The sequence below is a fragment of the Kordia sp. genome (assembly GCF_965283645.1).
In the GTDB taxonomy this organism is placed as follows: domain Bacteria; phylum Bacteroidota; class Bacteroidia; order Flavobacteriales; family Flavobacteriaceae; genus Kordia.
The window spans coordinates 2,482,349-2,499,731 of record NZ_CBDIPG010000001.1 but is presented as its reverse complement, the minus strand read 5'-3'; the positions used below and the strand labels follow the sequence as shown (position 1 = coordinate 2,499,731).

Annotated in this window: 13 protein-coding genes; 4 read left to right on the top strand and 9 right to left on the bottom strand. The window is 32.6% G+C overall.

What is annotated here, in order from left to right:
- Positions 1 to 95 precede the first annotated feature (95 nt).
- Genes ACQ654_RS11015 through ACQ654_RS11005 form a run of 3 tightly spaced genes read right to left on the bottom strand, consistent with a single transcriptional unit; the run spans position 96 to position 3,400 of the window.
- Positions 96 to 1,208, bottom strand: a complete 1,113-nt coding sequence (locus tag ACQ654_RS11015) for an SGNH/GDSL hydrolase family protein (RefSeq protein ID WP_430410382.1) — start codon at positions 1,206 to 1,208, stop codon at positions 96 to 98.
- 60 nt (positions 1,209 to 1,268) lie between these two features.
- Positions 1,269 to 2,012, bottom strand: a complete 744-nt coding sequence (locus ACQ654_RS11010) for a class I SAM-dependent methyltransferase (protein ID WP_430410381.1) — start codon at positions 2,010 to 2,012, stop codon at positions 1,269 to 1,271.
- A 2-nt stretch (positions 2,013 to 2,014) separates the two neighbouring features.
- Positions 2,015 to 3,400: a B12-binding domain-containing radical SAM protein gene (locus ACQ654_RS11005; protein WP_430410380.1), complete on the bottom strand. Its 1,386-nt coding sequence runs from the start codon at positions 3,398 to 3,400 to the stop codon at positions 2,015 to 2,017.
- A 261-nt stretch (positions 3,401 to 3,661) separates the two neighbouring features.
- Between ACQ654_RS11005 and corA the strand changes: the two genes are divergently transcribed.
- On the top strand, positions 3,662 to 4,726 hold the full coding sequence (corA, locus tag ACQ654_RS11000; protein ID WP_430410379.1) for a magnesium/cobalt transporter CorA: 1,065 nt from the start codon (positions 3,662 to 3,664) through the stop codon (positions 4,724 to 4,726).
- An 81-nt stretch (positions 4,727 to 4,807) separates the two neighbouring features.
- On the opposite strand, the gene ACQ654_RS10995 is transcribed toward corA, so the two are convergent.
- The 4 genes from ACQ654_RS10995 to ACQ654_RS10980 form a co-directional block, all read right to left on the bottom strand.
- Positions 4,808 to 5,161 (bottom strand): hypothetical protein, encoded by a 354-nt coding sequence (locus tag ACQ654_RS10995; RefSeq protein ID WP_430410378.1) that lies wholly within the window; start codon positions 5,159 to 5,161, stop codon positions 4,808 to 4,810.
- 137 nt (positions 5,162 to 5,298) lie between these two features.
- Complete coding sequence (locus ACQ654_RS10990) at positions 5,299 to 6,081, bottom strand: class I SAM-dependent methyltransferase (protein WP_430410377.1); 783 nt, start codon at positions 6,079 to 6,081, stop codon at positions 5,299 to 5,301.
- Positions 6,074 to 7,537, bottom strand: a complete 1,464-nt coding sequence (locus ACQ654_RS10985; RefSeq protein WP_430410376.1) for a B12-binding domain-containing radical SAM protein — start codon at positions 7,535 to 7,537, stop codon at positions 6,074 to 6,076. Before ACQ654_RS10985 ends, ACQ654_RS10990 begins: the two co-directional genes overlap by 8 nt.
- On the bottom strand, positions 7,530 to 8,435 hold the full coding sequence (locus tag ACQ654_RS10980; RefSeq protein ID WP_430410375.1) for a nucleotidyltransferase domain-containing protein: 906 nt from the start codon (positions 8,433 to 8,435) through the stop codon (positions 7,530 to 7,532). Before ACQ654_RS10980 ends, ACQ654_RS10985 begins: the two co-directional genes overlap by 8 nt.
- 183 nt (positions 8,436 to 8,618) lie before the next feature.
- On the opposite strand from ACQ654_RS10980, the gene ACQ654_RS10975 reads away from it, so the two are divergent.
- Together ACQ654_RS10975 and ACQ654_RS10970 are read left to right on the top strand one after the other, a co-directional pair.
- The gene (locus ACQ654_RS10975) at positions 8,619 to 11,246 is read left to right on the top strand and encodes a DUF5916 domain-containing protein (protein ID WP_430410374.1); all 2,628 of its coding nucleotides are present in this window, start codon (positions 8,619 to 8,621) and stop codon (positions 11,244 to 11,246) included.
- Positions 11,247 to 11,422: 176 nt separating this feature from the next.
- Positions 11,423 to 12,661: a KAP family P-loop NTPase fold protein gene (locus ACQ654_RS10970; RefSeq protein ID WP_430410373.1), complete on the top strand. Its 1,239-nt coding sequence runs from the start codon at positions 11,423 to 11,425 to the stop codon at positions 12,659 to 12,661.
- Between the two features lie 273 nt (positions 12,662 to 12,934).
- On the opposite strand, the gene ACQ654_RS10965 is transcribed toward ACQ654_RS10970, so the two are convergent.
- Both ACQ654_RS10965 and polA read right to left on the bottom strand, forming a co-directional pair.
- The gene (locus ACQ654_RS10965; protein WP_430410372.1) at positions 12,935 to 13,300 is read right to left on the bottom strand and encodes an endonuclease domain-containing protein; all 366 of its coding nucleotides are present in this window, start codon (positions 13,298 to 13,300) and stop codon (positions 12,935 to 12,937) included.
- 105 nt (positions 13,301 to 13,405) lie between these two features.
- The gene (polA, locus tag ACQ654_RS10960; RefSeq protein ID WP_430410371.1) at positions 13,406 to 16,240 is read right to left on the bottom strand and encodes a DNA polymerase I; all 2,835 of its coding nucleotides are present in this window, start codon (positions 16,238 to 16,240) and stop codon (positions 13,406 to 13,408) included.
- 380 nt (positions 16,241 to 16,620) lie between these two features.
- Between polA and ACQ654_RS10955 the strand changes: the two genes are divergently transcribed.
- A complete protein-coding gene (locus ACQ654_RS10955; protein WP_430410370.1) occupies positions 16,621 to 17,049 on the top strand; it encodes a hypothetical protein in 429 nt (142 codons plus the stop codon).
- The last annotated feature ends 334 nt before the right edge of the window (positions 17,050 to 17,383 follow it).

Genomic DNA, 17,383 nt, shown 5'->3' with positions numbered 1-17,383 from the left:
TTACTTCAAGGACTTTTGACGAAGCAATTATTTTCAAAATAAAGAGATAGCTTCATTACATTTACTATGACGTTACAAAAACGTCAGATAGAGACCTATTTTTTCAACAAAGTCTTTAAAGATTGTGAAAGCTGTTTGCCAGTCAATGCTGCACCAGATTCATTGAAGTGAAAATCATCATAAAAAGATTCTGTAGTTTTTGGCAAATCTAACTCAATACACGGAACATTTTCACGTTTGCAAACTGCTTTCAAGCGTTCGTTAAAGGCTTTCATTCCTTTATATAACGCAGGAACACTGTAAAAGGAAGTATTATTCAAAAAACCACTGGTAATCATCAAATCTTGATATTTAGGTTCTAAATCGGGTTTCCACATCGTTGCTTGCGTGGTAAAAATCAACTGAATATTTTTTGCTCTTGCTTGCGCAATTAAATTGAGAATATTTTTTTCATAATGATCCAAACCGCTCGTTAAATCAGGTAGTTCGGTAACTGTTGGCACTTGTTTTTTAATATCTTTAATGCTAGTAACGGCTTGGTTAATATGTCCTTTATACTTAATGTAATACATCATATTATTTTTGGCTCTTGCCAATAATTTATACAAGGTAAGTCGTTTGTAAAAAGGTAAATGCTCGTCGTCTGGCATGTGTTGAAAAGCTATTCTGTTCAACGAAGCTTGCGGATATTCTATATAACTTTCGGGAGAAATTAAATGTGCTACAAAATCATTTACACCTTGCATTATTAAGACGGCTTCTACGTCTTGTAATTCAGGTTTCTTCAAAATATGTTCAAATTGTAATACGTGATGAACACTGTTATTGCCAGGTCGGCCAAAATTTCCAACCCAGTAAGAATCGCCTAGATTTCTCTCCAAATGTGCTGTCCACATTTTTTCTTGTGTCAATGCAAAACAAGCAGTTGTACTTCCACCAAAAGCAACAATTTTATGTGTAGCATCTTCATGATTTGAAATAGAACGCGCGCCCAAATCATCAAATGAAATTTCAGAATCTTGATGAATTCCGATAATATCTTCTGGGTTTATTTCCCAAGTAAATCCTGAGTTTGGTGTGTTTGTGTAATAATCTGATGGGAAAATTTGTAACCATGAAAGTATAATTTCGGCAATAATCAACAATACAAACGTTACCATACCCGAAACGAATAGTTTTTTTAGAAATGATTTTGAGAAGATTTTCATGCAGTTAAAAATTTTAAAAAAATAGTCTTTGAAAGATCACGAATATACTAGAAATTTACTTTAGTTTTTAAATACATACCAAGAAAAAGGCGAATCTTTTTTGCCTAAAATCTTGTGAATTATATTTTGTTTGTATTTGTATAAAGTATCAAAATTGGTAACTAGTTTTTCATTGTGATGAAAATAATTTTCTGCCATTTTAGGAACACCAATTTCTGTATAATATGTTTTGGTACGGTCTTTTGCAGCTGTAATTTCAGAAGTTTTGTAGAAAGGACTATCAATAATGTGAATTTCTCCTTTTGGTTTTAGAAATGACTCCAAAAGCATCATTAATGCTTTGAAATCTTCAAAATATTGAACAGCACCATTGAGTGTAACGATATCAAATTTTCCTTCAAACATATTAGAAACCTCAAAAATATCAGCATATACAAAACGGAGATTATTAGCACGAAAAATTCTAGCGGCTTGTTCCAATTCATCACGATTTACATCTAAACCAATAACATTATTTTCTTTTGAAATTTCTGCAATTTTATTAGAAAACCAACCGTTTCCACAACCAATTTCTAAAATGTCTAATGATGTGTTTTTGTCTGAAACATATTGAATGAAACGTTCTGTAGATTTTTCTCGATATTCCCATTCGTCACGTTTTATATACGGAAGTTGTCGTACATCATAATCAGTTAAAATTCGTTGTTCTTTTTCGCGCACAGCGAGATAATACGTAGAAAATTCTGGGTTTTCAGGTGTTAAATAATAAACGTTTTGTTGTTGTGTAATACGGCTAAAATCCATTATTATTTATATAGTTTCATTCCTGTTCGTGCTAAAACTGATTTTGTTTTTAACTTTAACGAAGTTATAAAACTACGATTTTTTCCTTTTAATACTTCTTTGTTATAATTAACTTCATTTACAATACGACGTACTGCAAAATCATAAAATTTTCGCGAATAGGTTCGTTTGAAATCAATTTCACGATCGGTGGAAGTATCCCATTCGGGCTGCACCGTAATTTTATCTTCAATTTCATTATACAAGGAAGTTCCTTTGATTGGATACGCAACAGTAATAGTAAAATGTGTCGGATTTGCCGCTTTAAGATAATTGATGGTTTCACTAATATCTTCTTCGTTTTCGCCAGGATATCCTACCATAATAAACGTTCCTGTTTCCATACCAAGTGCATTTGTTTTTTGAATGGCTTCTTTTACAACACCAACATCTACACGACGATCCATGGCATCAATAATTTTTTGCGAACCACTTTCGGCGCCGATCCAAATGCGGAAACAACCAGCTTCTTTTAACAATTGTAAAATATGATCGTTTAAGCGTTCGGCACGTGTAATACATTCAAACGGAATAATGGCATCTTGTTTTATAACTTCTTCATGAAATTGTTCAATCCATTTAAAACTCACGCTAAATACATCATCTACAAACCAAATTCCATCCGGATTGTAGGTTTCTTTCAACATTTTTAATTCGGCGGCAACCATACTTGGCGGACGTCTGCGGTAACTCTGTCCGTAAACTGCCGTACTACACCATTTGCATGTGTATGGACAACCACGTTGCGTACTTACTGTCATTGAACTTTGTCCGTGATGCGTTTTCCACGTTTCTAAATATTTTTCTACAGGAATGGCGGCTCTGTTTGGTAAAGGCAATTCTTTGAGGCTTTTCATGCGCATTCGAGGTGGCGTTTTTTTAAGCTCACCGTTTTCTAAATATGCTATTCCGTGAATTTCACTGTAATCTTCAGCTTTTATAATAGCTTCATACAACTCTAACGTTGTTTGTTCGCCTTCGCCAATTATTAGAAAATCGACACCTGTATTTAAATAATTTTCTAAGTTGTATGTGATATCTGGTCCACCTAAAATAATTTTAGGGAAACCATATATTTCGTCTGTTTTTAAAATTTTTACCAACTCAATAACATTAATTTTTGTCATTAAATTGGTGTAAATAGCAATTGCTTTTGGTTGTTTTTCTTTTATAAACTGAAGTTGATCAGTTTTGGAGTAAAATGTAGAATCATACACATGATTTTCCACGTTGTTTTCATTCAAGTATGAAGAAATATAGAGTAAACCCAACGGCGCATACGGACGCATGATGCTTTGTTCTTTCTCATCTTCAAAAAGATAATAGGTATGTGTAAGAATGATACTCATGGCAATTTTTAGCATGTCATTTGACGTTCGCTAAGATACATATTTTCTGTTTCTAGGTAAAACATACAGTTCATAGATTCGCAATGTTTTTGTGTTTTGACAGTCAATTATAGTAGGTATTTTATCTGAATGTTACTTTTAGAAGTAAAGCGTATGAAAACTTGTTGTATTTTGTTGTAATTTGCTTAAAATAAATATGTTTTTTTAATTAGATAATTTTCGAAATTCATCTAATTAAGCACACGTACTAATACATTCTTAATGGCAAGGTTTACAAGAAAAAGTAAAGACGAAATTGGAAGAGCTCCAGACGAATTGTTTTTTAGAGGAGAAAAAAAGGTAGAGAATGTTCGACTGCGTGTGATTGATTTTGACTCAAATCAGTTTGAAGAAGTCAGAATTCTAAAAACGAAAGAAGTCATTAAGTACCGAGAAAAACCGTCTGTAACTTGGTTCAATATTGACGGATTACACAATCAGGAAGCAATGCAAAATATTGCATTGTCGTTTCAGTTGGACAAAATTGTGCTTGCAGATGTTATGGATACGTATGCACGACCAAAAGTTCATGATTATGATAATTGTATTTCGGTATCTATAAAAATGTTGCAAATAGATGATGCAACTGATATGATTTCTGTTGAAAACCTAAGCATTGTATTGACCAAATCTGTTTTGATTTCTTTTCAAGAACGCGATGGTGATGTATTTGACCCTGTACGTGAGCGTATAAAAAATGAAAAGCGAAGAATTAGAAAATCGGGAACAGATTATTTAATGTACGCACTTTTGGATATTGTTATTGACAATTACATATACATTATCAGTGATCTTGGCGAAAAAATTGAAAGTGTGGAAGAAAAGCTACTAGACAATCCAGATAAATGCATTTTAGATCAAATTAATACGTTAAAAAAAGAGCTTAATTTTTTACGTAAAAATATCAATCCTGCGCAAGAAATGATTTTAGCGCTTTCAAAGCTTGATTCAGAATTTATTAATGATGAAAGCCAAGTACATTTTAAAGAACTTGTAGGCAACATAAATCAAGCGGTAGAATCATCAGACAGTTATCGAGAAATATTATCCGATCAATTGAACATTTACCATACGACCATAAGTTCTAAGTTAAATGATGTAATGAAATTTCTCACTGTTTTTTCCGTGGTTTTTATTCCACTAACATTTATTGCTGGAATTTACGGAACCAATTTTGAGTATGTGCCAGAGTTAACATATAAATATAGTTATTTCATCATGTGGACAGTGATGATTGTAGTTGCTATAGGAATGTTGCTGTATTTCAAAAGAAAAAAGTGGTTGTAAAACCGTCACAAATATTCAAAAAAATAGCTGTTTGAAAAAGGATATCTTTCCAAACTGCTATTTTTATATCAGACTTTACAATTATACTTTTTTCAACATCAATATGGTTTTAACACTGACGTAATCAACTTCGCCGTTCGCATCTTTTTCTTCTTCATTTACGTTGGAATACATAATTGCAAACTTTTGTCCAATCATTTCCTTTTTGGTAAGATCGTACAGTTTTTTAATTTCTGGTAAAATTTTATTGAAACTAATAGTACTTTCTTCTCCATCTTGGTCTGTATAGCTAAACACAAAAGTTCCATCTTCAATGCCTGTGTACGTAGCCGTAACATTCAACACTTCCTTTTCATCTTCTTCTTGTGCTGTAGCTGAAAAACAACAACATAAAAATATAATCAAGCACAACGATACTAATTTTACTTTTTTCATAAGTGTAGGTTTTATGATTTGTAGGTTGATTACATATTAAAAATGAGGTCATTATCATTTCATCCTACTATATTCAACTAATTAAAGATACACTAAAATGTGATGCGAAAGTTAAAATAAATAAGGTGTATGATCAATTATCTTTTTTCTAAAATAATTAAAAAATGATCTGCATATTTCGCTAAAGAAGAAGCTGTTAAAACGGAGTCTAATCCTTTAAAAATGTTGAGCATTGGAAATTTAGCAACAAATGATTGTTCTAAATAGGAAGGCGGAATTGTGACACCAATTGGTTTTACTTTTACTGTTGTATAAAAATCGTTTGCTAATGATGCAATATCTTGCGGATTGTAGTACCAAGTTTTTACGCCAACACCATCAACATTTGCTACAACACTTTCATCAGTATTTCTTCTGTTAGCTTTTGTTTTATCACCTTTTAAAGTGAAATAAAATCGTTCCCAGATACAATTTTTAGGCATTAATACAATTGCCATTTTTCCGTTTGGAAGTAGTAAATCAGTTGATTTTTGAAAGAATGTTTTTAACTGTGTTTGTGATAAACAGTTAATTCCACCAAAATCTGAAAAAATAAGATCGAACTTTTTATTGAAACTATCTTTAGTAATGGTATTAATATCCTGAACCTCAAATTTTAGATTTTCAGGATGTTGTTTTGCTTTTGCAACTTCAATCATTCCCGCAGAAATATCAGTAGCAACTACATTGTGGTTCATTTTTGCGAGCTCAATAGCGTCTGCGCCTGTTCCACAATTTAACTCTAAAATAGATAGTTTTTTGTTTTGTTTTATGATCGAATTGATATGTTTGAAAACCAACTTTCGTTGTGCTTTTCCTATGTTAGAATACGTAAAAATATCATCGTATTGTGGTGCGGCTACATCAAAATCACTATGCATTTGTATTTTCCATGTTTTTAAGTTGAAGTTTATCTAAAAAAGCGGCAGGCACATAATAACTCAATAAAATCATCGATCGTAATTCTTTTTTTGTGACGGAAAACGGGTTTTTGAAAAATTTCTTAAAGTTTGCAGCCGCTTGACTTTTTCGATATTCTTTGTGAACGTAGCGTTGTAATTTTCTGTAAAATTGTGTGTTGTATGTTCCTTTAAACATCATAGCCAAGTCGTCAGAATCTGTCCAATTAGCTTTTAATTGTAGATCATCTTTTACCATGTCGTAAAATTTAGTGCCAGGAAGCGGATACGAAACAGAAACGCCAATATTATCAGGGACTAACTCCTTAATCATATCAATAGTTTTCTGAATATCTTCTTTGGTTTCTTCCAAATAACCAAACTGAATAAAGAAGGCGACGCGTACATTTTTTTCTTTCAATAAACGTGTTGCTTCATAAATTTGTTCCACTTTTGTTTCCTTATCCATGGCATCCAAAATGGCTTGCGAACCACTTTCTGCACCAACCCAAACTTCTTCCAAACCACTTTCAGCCAATGCTTCAATAGTGTCTTCTTTCAATAATAAATCAACGCGACTTTGTATGTAATACGAAATAGATAATTTTTCTTTTTTAAGTTCTTTGTTAAAATTCTGAACCCAATTCGGCTTTAAGCCAAAAATATCATCACACATCCAAAAACGATTGACGCCATACGTTTCACTTAAATATTTGATGTGTTTTGTAATATATGCTGGCGAATGTGAGTTGTAACGATTTCCATAAATTGGCTTTGCACACCAATTGCATTTAAACGGACAACCGCGTGTAGTTGCCATATTTAGTGTGAATTCATTTCCACCATTCTTCCAGATTTTTCGATACGGTTCAACGTCAATTAAATCCCAAGCTGGCATTGGCAATTCATCTAAATCACGTAAAACTGGATGTTTTGGATTTTTGATAAATTCACCATTTTTTTCAAAAACCAATCCTTTTATTTTAGAAGTATCTTCATTGTTAGATAAAGCATCTACTAATTCTTTCAATGAAATTTCGCCTTCACCTTGAATTACAAAATCAGCGCCTTTATCTAAATATTTTTCATAATGATCAGTAGAATCTGAACTACAAACAATCACATGGCAATGTAAGTTTTTCGCAATTTTAATCATTTCAAAAGCGGCTTCACGCATGGTAGTTAAGCACATTTTTGTTAGATAATTAAAGCCATCATCGTAAATTACAAATATGGAAGGTTTTTTTTCTTCTAAGTATGGTTGAATTGTTTTTGGATCGTCCAAAAGATTCGCGTCAAACACACCAACAGCATATCCGTTTTTACGTAAATACGAAGCGGCATATAATGTTCCTAAAGGTGGATACGGAGTTTGATTTTTCCATTGTTTGGCATCAAACTTATAATAGTAAGAATGTGAAAAAACAATATCAAGCATGTTCTTCGGGATATTTCAAATTGTACTGTTCTATAACTTCATTGTAACGTTCGCTAAGACGCGTAATTACTTTATTTTGATAATTTTGCGGATGATGTTTAGATACATGTCTTGTAGATTTCATAGCAATATCAAAATCTTCTTTGGCTAAATGGTTGAACTTTTTAATCCACTTTTTAAGTGTTACTTTTTGTAAAAATTGATCTGTTCTAGCACCAAAAGAACCTTTAAAAATTGTCTGAATCATTTTAGATAATCCACTTTTTTCGGTATCTCGTATGGTACTTATTTTTGTAGCAGGTTTATTTGGAAAATATGGTGATGCCCAAGAATTTGCTTCTAAAAAAGCTTCAAAAGTATCTTTTCCGTACAAAGGAATAAGCGTTGCTATTTCGGTAGCTGTAAAAAGATTTTGCTCGGTAATTTCTAATTTATCCGTACTAATGAAATAATTTACACAAAAATACTTTTTAGAATTTAGCAAAAATATCTTTTTGTACAAGACTAAAAGTGTACGCGCAATCCATAATCGATTTGGTTTTGTAATAATAAAAAAGTCAAAATCACCATCATCATCATAAAAACCTTTAGACAATGCACCCGATAAGCAAACACTTTTTACATACGGAAACTTGGCTATCTTTCGCGAAACTTTTACAGCTTTAGGCATAATATTTCGAGCCATTTCATTTCCTTTCAACCTACGTTCTATACGGTCTGAATCGTTTACATCAATATAAAAACCATCAAAATTGAAAATAACGCCTTTGTCTAAAAGCAAATCAATTTCGTTATCAATCGCTTTCTGATCCTTATTATCAGAGAATTGAAAAATTTCTGTTCTCGTTAATGGATACTTAAAAAGGGAAAAATATAATATGGTTTTTAAGGCGCTCACTATTTTTTTGTTTTCCTTCCAAATGTACTTAAAATTATATTTTAGTACGTACGTATATACAATAAAAAAAGAAAGGATTTTTATTTATCTTCTTTCTCAATAAGTGTTAATTTTTTACAATTATAGGCTTGATTTTACAAGGTTTACTATTTTTATAACAATCAACTCATCAAAAAACGACTAATGAAACCATTCCTATTGCTATTTGTAGGATTTTTTTTCTATCCTTTATTGCTATTCTCACAAGAAGCCACAAAAACTATTCCCAAACGAATATATACAACAAGCACTTTTGAAGGTGAAGCGCCAAAAATTGACGGAATATTAGACGATGTTAGTTGGAATTCTGTTACATGGGGAACTGATTTTATAGAAAATCGTCCTGACGAAAATACGCCACCAACCGAACAAACGAAGTTCAAAATTATGTACGATGCTAAGTTTTTATACGTTGCTATACGTGCAATTGATGCAAATCCTGATCAAATTGTAAAACGATTATCACGTAGAGATGGTTTTGATGGTGACTGGGTTGAAATTAATATTGATAGCTACCACGATTTACGCACGGGTTTTTCATTTACCGTAACGGCGGCAGGTGTAAAAGGGGATGAATTTATTTCGAATAACGGAAATAATTGGGATGGAAGCTGGAATCCAATTTGGTACACCAAAACAAATGTAGATAGTGAAGGTTGGACAGCCGAAATGAAAATTCCGTTAAGTCAATTACGCTTTGGAAAAAGTGAAGAACAAATTTGGGGATTGCAAGTGCAACGTCGTTTTTTTAGAAAAGAAGAACGCTCTACTTGGCAACGAATTCCATTAGATGCGCCAGGTTGGGTCAGTGAATTTGGAGAATTGCATGGTTTAAAAAACATTAAACCACAAAAACAAGTAGAAATTCAACCGTATGTTGTCACACAATTAGACACCTATCCTGAAGAAGCTGGAAATCCGTTTCGTGATGGAAATGATTTTAGCCTAAATGGTGGAATTGATGGAAAAATTGGAGTTACAAACGATTTGACACTCGATTTTACAATCAATCCAGATTTTGGACAAGTTGAAGCCGATCCGGCGGCAATTGCATTGGATGGTTTTCAAATTTTCTTTCGAGAACAACGTCCATTTTTTGTAGAAAATAAAAACATATTTGATTATGAATTCGCAAACGGACAAGATAATGTGTTCTATTCACGACGAATTGGACGAAATCCGCAAGGATATCCAAACACAAGTGCTGGCGAATTTGTAGATCAGCCACAAAACTCAACCATTTTAGGTGCCGCAAAATTTAGTGGAAAAACAAAAAATGGTTGGTCTATTGGTGTGTTGGAAAGTGTGACAGGAAAAGAATTTGCCGAAATTGACAACAACGGAACACGCAGAAATGAATTGGTGGAGCCATTGACAAATTACTTTGTCGGACGTTTGCAAAAAGATTTTAATGAGCGAAATACATTTATTGGTGGAATTTTCACAGCGACCAATAGACGGTTGCAAGATAACCTGAATTTTTTACACAGAGCCGCATATACAGGTGGTTTAGATTTTAAACATAATTGGAAAGACAGAACATTTTATTTGGAAGGAAATGTTGTGGCGAGTCATGTAGCGGGAAGCAAAGAAGCTATTAAACTCACACAAGAATCGTTGACGCATTTGTTTCAACGAAGTGATGCAGGACATGTTGATGTAGATCCGAACAAAACATCGTTAACAGGAACAGGAGGAAGGTTTGAATTTGGAAAAGCTGGTGGTGGAACTTGGCGTTATGATGCTGGAATTATATGGCGTTCGCCAGAATTGGAGTTGAACGATGTTGGTTTTTTGCGTCAAGCAGATGAAGTTCGTCAATATGCAAATGTTGGGTATCAAACTACAAAATCTGTTGGGAAGTTTAGAAGAATCTCCGCAAGATTTTCACAATTTACCACATACGATTTCGAAGGTAATTACAATCGAATTCAATACGAATTCAATGGAAATATGCAATTTCTAAATAACTGGTTTATTGATGTTGGTGCCGCACACAAACCACGAATTTTTATCAATACTTTTTTACGTGGCGGACCGCGTTGGCGTTTTTCAGAAGAAAACTTTGGGTATGCCTTTTTTGGAACAGACGAACGTAAAAAACTGCGAACAAGTTGGGGAATGGTGTATTCACAAGCAAAACAAAATAATTTTCAGTTTTTGGAAGTAAGTGGAGATGTAACGTATCAGCCAACAAATGCTTTACGAATTTCTATTGGACCGCAATATAACAGCAATCCGAACAAAACACAATACGTAACGCAAGTTGATGCTAGTGGAAACACACGTTATATTTTAGGAACAATTGACAATCAAACGTTGAGTGCTTCGATTCGATTGAATTACACGATTAATCCGAATTTATCGATTCAATATTACGGACAACCTTTCGTATCAATTGGTCGATATAAAGATTTTAAATATGTAACCAATTCGATTGCAGACAACTTAAATGATCGTTTTTATCAATATCAACCCAACGAGATTACATTTGATTCAACTTCTGATTTATATCAAATTGATGAAGGTGCAGATGGAAACGTAAACTATTCTTTCGGAAATCCTGATTTTTCTTTTGTACAATTCCGTTCGAACTTGGTGTTGCGTTGGGAATACATTCCTGGCTCTGAATTATTCTTGGTTTGGTCGCAAGGAACTACGGGTTTTGGAAACGCAAGAGATCATTTGTTGCAAAGTTTAGACAATCAAATTTTGGGGCAACAACCTGAAAATATCTTCTTGATGAAGTTTACCTATCGCTTTGTGTTGTAGTTTACTTTGCTCGGTTGTTTATTTGTTTTTGGTTCGGTTCGCTTTTTGTTTATTTGTTAATTCGTTTTGCTTGGTTGTTTATAGTTTGTCATTCCTGCGTAGGCAGTAATCTATTTTGTTTATAAGTTTACAATACTGATTCATGATATTTTCTTACATTTAAGAAAAAGTACTACATGACAAAACTACTTCATAATTTACCTATTGAAGACTTAAATAAAGAGAATGATTACTTAGGTGTAATTGACAAAGCAAATTTGATTCAAACCATATTAGAAAGTAATACGGAACAATTCCATGAAATTAAAATGTTCGCTTTGTATGGCGAATGGGGAAGCGGAAAAAGTACCTTAATGAAGTATTTAGAACAAAATCTAAAAGATGATTTTAATACTTTTTTCTTTGACACTTGGCAATTTGAAAAAGACGATAACTTACCACAAACAATGTTAGAATTTTTATTGAAGAAAAGCGAAGACTTGGGAGAAAAAATTAGTGGTGACATTTTAAAGTTTGCAGAAAAACTATTTAGAGGCTTAGGAGAGTCTGTAAAAATCAAAGTTCCTTTATATCCTCAAGGCCCAAGTGTAGATATAAATCCTTCTGAATTCGTAAAGGAATTTGAAAAAGAAAATATTTCTTTTTATGAAGCTTTAGAAAGTTTTAAAACTGAGTTTCTAAGATGGGAAGATGATATTACTAAGAAGAAGCCGCAAAAATATAATATCATTTTCATAGACGATTTAGATCGCTGCGAGCCAGAAAATGTACTCAATTTACTTTCGGCGATTAAATTATTTTTTACGTATGGAGAAAAGACAATCTTCTTTTTTGGAGTAGATAAAAAAGCCGTTCAGCAAGCCATTCAAACTAAATATAAAGATGTTGTAAAGTCAGAAGAATATCTGGAGAAAATTTTTGATATTTCCTTCTCCATGCCAGAACATGACAATGTCTTAAAATTAGTGTCAACTTATTTTGATGATAGAAGTGTTGAAGGAGAAAGGCTAAACGAAAAAATTGCAGACTTTTTCAAACAATTACAGTTTACAAATCCAAGAAGATTAAAAAAAGTATTGAATAAGTATTTATTGTTAGCAAATGCGAGTGAAAATTTACATCATAATCATAAGTACGCTAAATATATAGGAGAAATTTTCACTGAAGAATCATATGGAAATTACTTTGAAACAATTCTATCGCTGTATTTGATTACAGTAAAAGAGTTTTATCCTGAATTATTTAAAACACTTTTTGATTTTAAGTTGAAAGAGAAATATTTAAGAGAAGTAGTTTTTAAAATTGATAATCAACCTATTTCAAATAAATGGGGATCAGTAAGACAAAGCTTAGAAAGTAGTTGTTATAAAACGGAAATAAAAAAAAGTTTTCTCAAAAGATTTTCTACCACATAGAAGTGCAGGTTTCGCACCGTTTACTCTTGTTTTTTGTCCTGAAAATATTATTTCAGCGAATGAAGGTTTTTATCATCAAAAAGAGATTTTCAATTCAATTCACTTAAAGGAAAAAAGAATAGATTACTATTTTCTCAAATATCTGTCTGATAATTTTGAGTTTTTTAACAAATTACCAAACTACTCTGACAAATCCATTTCAGATATTTATCAAGGAATTAAGCAGATTTTGTAGCGAAGAATTATCCCCTTGAGGGGATTTAGGGGGTGAAACTAAGTTGTCAATTCATTTACTCTTTCCTCCAAAGCCAACAAAACACTAAATAGGTGTTGCTTTATTTCATCATTTGTAAACCGAATAAATTGCACACCATATTTTTCAAGTTGTCCTTGTCGTTTGGCATCATACAATTGTTTATTATCATGACTACTTCCATCAATTTCTATGGCTAAACCTATTTCATGACAATAAAAGTCTACAATATAATTCAGCATAGGAACTTGTCTGTGAAACTGAACTCCTAATGCTCTTTTTCTAATTTTTTGCCACAATAAGACTTCACATAATGTACTGTTCTTTCGAAGTTCACGTGCATAGAACTTTAATTCAGGATGGTATGGAATTATTTTGTTTCTCATAGTTTATTTTGGGTGTCATTATGAGTAAAACACCCCTATAATCCCCTAAAGGGGATAATTCTCTTTACGGATGAGATGTTGAATCAATTTCAGCATGACGCTTGGCTAATGCGCTTCTAGCCAGTTTTGTCCAACACCAATTTCAACATCTAACGGAACGTCCATTTTGAAAGCGGTTTCCATTTCCTCTTTAATAATTGGTTTAATGATTTCTAGCTCGTCTTTGTGTGCATCAAAAACCAATTCATCATGTACTTGCAACAACATTTTCGATTTGAAACCTTCTTTTTCAAAACGATTGTAAATATGTATCATGGCAAGTTTTATAATATCTGCCGCGCTTCCTTGAATTGGTGCGTTTACAGCATTTCGTTCAGCGGCTCCACGTACAATTGCGTTTCGTGAATTGATATCTTTTAAATAACGACGTCTTCCTAAAACCGTTTCTACATAACCGTGTTCACGTGCAAACGCAACTTGATTAGACATGTATGCTTTCAATTTTGGATAGGTTTCGTAATACGTATCAATCAATTCCTTAGATTCACTTCTAGATAAATCGGTTTGATTACTTAAACCAAAAGCAGAAACCCCATAAATAATTCCGAAATTCACTGTTTTTGCATTGCTACGTTGTTCACGAGTTACTTCTTCCAACGGAACATTAAATACTTTTGAAGCAGTAGAAGCATGAATATCTGCACCATCTTTAAAAGCTTGCATCATGGTATCTTCTTTACTTAAAGCGGCAATGATTCGAAGTTCAATTTGAGAATAATCGGCGGCAAGCAACACAAAATCTTCATTGCGTGGCACAAACGCTTTTCGAACTTGTCGTCCGCGTTCGGTTCGGATTGGAATATTTTGTAAGTTTGGATTGTTAGAACTCAATCTTCCTGTAGCCGCAACAGCTTGTGCATATACCGTATGAATACGATTTGTTTTCGGATTAATTTCGTTTGGTAGCGCATCTACATACGTACTTTGTAATTTTCTATATTGACGCCATTCTAAAATATCGGTTACAATTTGATGATCTTTTGCCAAGTACGACAACACATCTTCTGCGGTAGAATATTGCCCAGTTTTTGTCTTCTTAGGCTTGTCAACTAACTTTAATTTATCAAACAAAATTGGACCTAATTGTTTTGGAGAAGCCAAGTTAAATTCTTCACCAGCTTGTTCAAAAATAGTCTTCTCTAAACGATCAACATCAATGGTTAATTGTGTTGACAATTCACCTAAAAATTCAGGATCTAAATTAATTCCTTCAATTTCCATTGCCGAAAGTACACTTACCAACGGAACTTCTACATCAGTGAATAATTTTGTCAAATGACCACTTTCCAATTCTTTGATAAAATGTTCTTTTAGTTGATACGTAATATCTGCATCTTCAACAGCATATTCTGTTTGTTGTTCCAATGGAACTTGGCGCATGGACAACTGATTTTTACCTTTTTTACCAATCAATTCTACAATAGAAACGGGTTGGTAATTCAAATACGTTTCAGATAAAATGTCCATATTATGACGCATATCTGGATTGATTAAATAATGCGCAATCATGGTATCAAACACAGGGCCTTTTACAGGCATGTCATAGTTTGATAATACTTTGATATCATATTTTAAATTCTGTCCAACTTTCTCAATCGTCATACTTTCAAAAAACGGACGGAATTCTTCTAAAATCTCTTTCGTTTTAACTTGATCTTCTGGAAAAGCCACATAATATCCTTTTCCTTTTTCCCAAGAAAATGCAACACCAACCAATTCTACTTCAAGTGCTTTTAAACCTGTAGTTTCCGTATCAAAACAGACACTTTGTTGCTTTAGCATTTTTTGAAGCAACATTTTTCGTGACAATGGTGTATTGGCTAATTGATAAAAATGATCTGTTGTTTTGATGGTTTGATAGCCAGAAATTGTAGTTTCTTCAGTAGCATTTCCACCTCCTGGCGCGGCAAATAAATCAAATTGACCTGTGAGCGCGGCTTTTTTAGAAGTACTTTTCGAAGCTGTTTTTGTTTCCGCTGTAGCGGGATTTTCCTCTTGCTTGGTAAATGTTTTGATTAAATTATCGAGCAATCTTCGGAACTCTAATTCGGTAAAAATTTCTTTTACTGCTTCCAAATTTGGTTGCGAAAGCTCAAAATTTTCTTCATGAAAATCTACAGGAACATCTAGCATAATAGTTGCTAATTGTTTTGAAAGTAACCCTAATTCACCATTGGCTTCTACTTTTTCCTTCATTTTTCCTTTCAACTCATGTGTATGGGCAAGCAAACCTTCCATGCTTCCGTATGCTGCTAAAAACTTCTTAGCTGTTTTTTCTCCAACGCCAGGCAGTCCTGGAATATTATCCACAGAATCGCCCATCATTCCTAAGAAATCAATGACTTGTTCTGGACGTTCGACACCAAATTTTTCTTGTATTTCAGGAATTCCCCACGTTTCATAACCACCACCAAATCGCGGACGATACATAAATATATTTTCAGATACTAATTGTGCAAAATCTTTATCGGGTGTAACCATAAAAGTCTTGTAACCTTCTTTTTCAGCTTTTTTAGAAAGTGTTCCAATAATGTCATCAGCTTCATAGCCTTCTTTCACAATAATTGGAATGTGCATGGCTTTCAAAATTGTTTCAATATAAGGAATGGCAAGCCGAATAGCTTCGGGAGTTTCTTGACGATTTGCTTTATATGCAGGAAATGCTTGCACACGATCGACACTTCCACCTTTATCAAAACAAACGGCTAAATGATCTGGTCGTTCACGTTTGATAACATCTAACAAAGAATTTGTAAATCCTAAAATTGCGGAAGTATCTAGTCCTTTAGAGTTGATTCGCGGGTTTTTAATAAACGCGTAATATCCTCTAAAAATAAGCGCGTACGCATCTAATAAAAAAAGTCGTTTTTGAGCTGCCATGTATCGAAAGTTTGATGGAAATTCAAATTTAAGAATATTACTAAGATTCTTGGGTAAAAAAGAAATTATTCACGTGATGTTAAAATTCTGCAACGATATGTGTGTGGTAAATACGTTTCACTTTTAAAGCAATTATTAAGAATATATTTTTTGTTATGTGATCTTTTATAGTAGTGAAGTTTCTTTACTGCTTTTACGAAAAATTGCATTGTTTGTGTGTAATCTTTGTTTTATTTTTACAGAAAGTAACAGGAGCTCGGAAGAGAACTAGTATGCTTTAATTTAATTAGTATTTTAGTTCAATTAAGAACGCAAAAATTTATGTATAATATTTGTAAATCTACATTAAAACGTAGTTTACACTTAACGTTACCCATAATATGCAGAAACCTTTAAAACGTATATTAACACTTGGATTTTTATTTATCGGAACGACACTTTTCGGTCAAGAATTCGAATTTGATATTCAAAATACTTCATTAAATGAATATATAGAAATGGAGAATAATTTGAATAGCGAAAAAACACCAAATATTCGAAATCACGTTTCTTTTGATGGTACTGCTCAGCCAATTAAATTTAAACGAAGTCAAAAAGTGATTTCTGACTTGGTTGCATATTATTATTTTAAGGAAAAAGACTCTGTGATGTCTTACATACTTTATGAATGGGATGAAAGTCTACTAACATTGAAAGTTAATAAAAATAATAAAAAATCAAAGGAATTTCAAAAAGCCTTAATTCTGAAATTCAATGAATTAGAAAAAAAAACTCACAGAACTTTATGGCGAACCAAAATCAACAGGTGATTTGTCTGATTTTAAACAAGCGGAATTAAAAGATGGTTTGAAAAAGAATGTTAAATGGTATCCAAATAAAAATACTGAAATCGAAATGTATATAGTAGTTTCGAACTATTACAAAAAGAATAATATATTAACGATTGTCCCAACGCATAGAATACGATTATATATAAGGAACATTAGTAATAACTAAATAAAAGTTAGCTTAAACGTATTTAGTTTGTTGATATACAGTATTTAAAAGTGTTTGGTTGTAATTTTATATCTGTTTTATTTACTAATTTAGTTGCTGAAATACATAACGAATCATACTCTTAAAATCAAAAAGAAAAGTTAAAAC